A 2,931-nucleotide genomic window follows, 5' to 3' on the forward strand; every position below is an offset into this window, starting at 1 on the left:
TACAGATTTTTCAAAAGTTCCGCTTAAGAGCATCAAAAAAGCACAGGATATGCTAAATGACCGGCCGCGGAAAACTTTAGGTTTTTTAACGCCACATGAGGTCTTCGGTAAACTGTTGCATTAGCAACTTAAATAAAGGGGGTCATAAATAAAGGGGGTCACATAAATAAAGGGGGTCAGGTCTTGAAATATAACAAAATATATGTTATATTTCAAGATCTGACCCCTATAATGACCCCCTATAATACCTTTTATTATCAGCAATTATTGTAAATGTATAGTAAAAACATATAACTTTAATATCAGGAGGTTCTATTATGAGTAGAAAATTTATTTTGGTATCACTTGTGATTGTTTGTGTATTTTTTATATTTGGTTTTGAGATTGGTGCAGCTGAAACTGATCAGTCGCTGGTCTCTTTCTCTTCCGGGGCATTGTTTGTAGAGAAACCCCCCGAATACAGCTCTGCATGGGGCAGTGTTTGGATTATGGACGAAAATCCAAAAACCGGCTGGTGTTGTCCCAGCGGCAAGATTTCGAACAATGTTTTGGTGATTGAACTTGCCGAGAAAAGCATGTTTGAGCGCCTGGAGTTTGATACGGGCCATGCAGACGCAAAGGGGCGTGGCGCAAAGGACATTATTGTTGAACTTTCAGATGATGGTCCCACAGAAGGGTTTACGAAAATAGCAAGCGTGTCGCTGGTTGATCGGGAAGACAATCAAAGCTTTCCTGTAACGGTTGATAAATCCGGAAAGTGGCTTCGACTGACCATTCAAAATAATCACGGTTCAAGCGAATATACAGAGCTCATGGACTTTCGTGCCTTCGGAAAACAACTGACCAAGACACCATTAGCCGATGTTTCCGGGACCTATGAGACGAACTATAATGACTTTCATCTCCGACAGGAGGGAACATCAGTTACCGGATGTTATGAATACGATGAAGGCTTGTTAAGCGGGGGCATTGAAGATCGTATCATGAAATTTACCTGGAGGGAAACAGGTCAGAAATGGTCCGGCTATCATGGTATTCACCTCTGATGGAGAAAAGTTTTTTGGTCTTTGGTGGTATGAAGGAGCGGAAGGTTCACAAGGCCAAACATGGAACGGAATAAAAATATCTCAGGATGTTGGCGGCTGTCCTCATTGGGCAGGCGGAGTGCGGGAACAAATGACAAGTGAGCTTTTAGAATTCGGGAGGGTAAGGCTTTACGGAATCAACTTTGATTATGATTCAGATATCATTCGGGCAGAATCCAAGCCCACTCTGGATAAAATCGTTGCCATGCTCAAGTCTGAACAGGCCATGCAGTTGATTATTGAAGGACACACCGACTCAGACGGATCTACCGAACACAATCGGGTTCTTTCCCTGCAACGCGCGGAGTCAGTTAAGTCATATTTAATTTCCGCAGGTATTTCTTCCTCTCGCCTTTTTACAAAAGGCTATGGTGAGTCCATGCCAGTCGCACCCAACACAACTGCTACCGGGAAGGCCCAGAATCGGCGTGTTGAACTGGTGGTTAAAGAATAAAGTACCATTTAGACTGTCATGGGGACCGTTGTATGTGCTCAACAGTTTGGTAACTTTTAGCGGAAAATCTATGGGATTTGAGGAGTTCCTAACCGGATGGTTGAGGCTTTAGGTATTATTATAGATAGACGTCCTAAAGGAAGACCTCGTAAAAGGGAAAACTAAACCATAGAAAAAATAGGATGTATTCTTATTTATTAAATTGGTCTAACATATAAATTAAATTAAAAGATAGGGTATTTTTAAAAAATATTTGACAAAGTTTTTTGTATTAGTATAATAAAAGTATAATAAATGTATGATAATAGTAATACAAGGGAGATAAATATGTCAAAATTAAGATTGACAGTTACTATTCCACATGAAGAGTATGAAAGAATAGAACAAGAAAAAAAGAAGAAGGGTGTTAGTAGAAGTGCATTAGTACAAGAAATAATTAAATTCTTTTTCGTAAAAGAAGATGAGCAATTTAAAATAAAAAAATATATTGATGGTTACAAGAGGATTCCAGAGAAAACAAATTACATAGCTCAGTTTGAACAAGTTCAGTTTGAAGCATTAGATAAGGAGTTTTAAGATGCATAAAGGTGAGATTTGGTGGGCAAATTTACTGAGTCCTATAGGCAAAAGGCCGGTAGTTTTGCTTTCCAGGGATGAGGCTTATTCTGTACGCAATGCTGTTACAGTTGCTGAAGTTACTTCCACAATACGTAACATCCCTGTAGAAGTTAATCTCGGTAAAGAAGATGGTTTACCCAAAAAGTGTGTAATAAATCTTGATACGATAATTACTATAAGAAAAGAGTTGCTTACAGAAAGGATAACTTATCTTGATTCAGAGAAAATTGATCAGGTGAATAAGGCTATAAAGTTTGCGCTTGATATAAAATAGGATGTGTCCCTATTTTACTAAAGAGGGTGATATTTTTTATTTTTTATGCATAGACCCCTGTAACACTAAAAAAAGGAGAGCACTTATAGTAATGGCAATAAAATTACTTTTAATTCGGCATGGAGAAAGTAATGGTAATGCTCAAAGGAAATTTTCTGGTTTTCAGGATGTAGATTTAACAGAAAAAGGAATATGGCAAGCGAAGAGATTAGCCCGACGTTTAGAAGGGGTATCAGTAGACGCAGTTTATTGCAGTGATTTAAAGAGGGCTCGTCATACTGCTGAGATTATATTTAAAGCTCGAGGAATAGATATTAAAATTAATCCTAATTTTAGGGAAAGAAATTTTGGAGAATGGGAAGGTTATACTTTCGAAGAGGTTAAATCAAAATATGGATATGGGGATAAATTTAATTTATGGTTGGAAAATAACGATGAAAAAATCGTCATTCCTCAAGGAGAAAGTTTAGTTGACTCAAATAACCGGGTGATGAATGAAC

General features: G+C 38.0%; 6 protein-coding genes. All 6 read left to right on the forward strand.

The annotated features are described in order from the left end of the window. A partial coding sequence (locus tag Q7J67_08000) for an IS30 family transposase (GenBank protein MDO9465221.1) occupies window positions 1–124 on the forward strand: 124 nt, incomplete at its 5' end. A gap of 193 nt (window positions 125–317) precedes the next feature. Then, complete coding sequence (locus Q7J67_08005) at window positions 318–1,046, forward strand: hypothetical protein (protein ID MDO9465222.1); 729 nt, start codon at window positions 318–320, stop codon at window positions 1,044–1,046. Next, entirely contained in the window at window positions 1,030–1,539 is a 510-nt protein-coding gene (locus Q7J67_08010) for an OmpA family protein (protein MDO9465223.1), read from the forward strand. Before Q7J67_08005 ends, Q7J67_08010 begins: the two co-directional genes overlap by 17 nt. A 294-nt stretch (window positions 1,540–1,833) precedes the next feature. Further along, a complete protein-coding gene (locus Q7J67_08015; GenBank protein ID MDO9465224.1) occupies window positions 1,834–2,115 on the forward strand; it encodes a CopG family transcriptional regulator in 282 nt (93 codons plus the stop codon). 1 nt (window position 2,116) lies between these two features. Further along, window positions 2,117–2,431, forward strand: a complete 315-nt coding sequence (locus Q7J67_08020; protein ID MDO9465225.1) for a type II toxin-antitoxin system PemK/MazF family toxin — start codon at window positions 2,117–2,119, stop codon at window positions 2,429–2,431. Window positions 2,432–2,522: 91 nt separating this feature from the next. Further along, a partial coding sequence (locus Q7J67_08025) for a histidine phosphatase family protein (protein ID MDO9465226.1) occupies window positions 2,523–2,931 on the forward strand: 409 nt, incomplete at its 3' end.

The sequence above is a fragment of the bacterium genome (genome assembly GCA_030652805.1).
Taxonomy (GTDB): Bacteria; JAHJDO01; JAHJDO01; order JAHJDO01; family JAHJDO01; genus JAHJDO01.

Excerpts from the sequence above, each read along its gene's own strand:
- Q7J67_08015 (MDO9465224.1), top strand. The coding sequence starts at position 1,834 with ATGTATGATAATAGTAATACAAGGGAGATAAATATGTCAAAATTAAGA.
- Q7J67_08005 (MDO9465222.1), top strand. The coding sequence starts at position 318 with ATGAGTAGAAAATTTATTTTGGTATCACTTGTGATTGTTTGTGTATTT.
- Q7J67_08020 (MDO9465225.1), top strand. The coding sequence starts at position 2,117 with ATGCATAAAGGTGAGATTTGGTGGGCAAATTTACTGAGTCCTATAGGC.
- Q7J67_08010 (MDO9465223.1), top strand. The coding sequence starts at position 1,030 with ATGGTATTCACCTCTGATGGAGAAAAGTTTTTTGGTCTTTGGTGGTAT.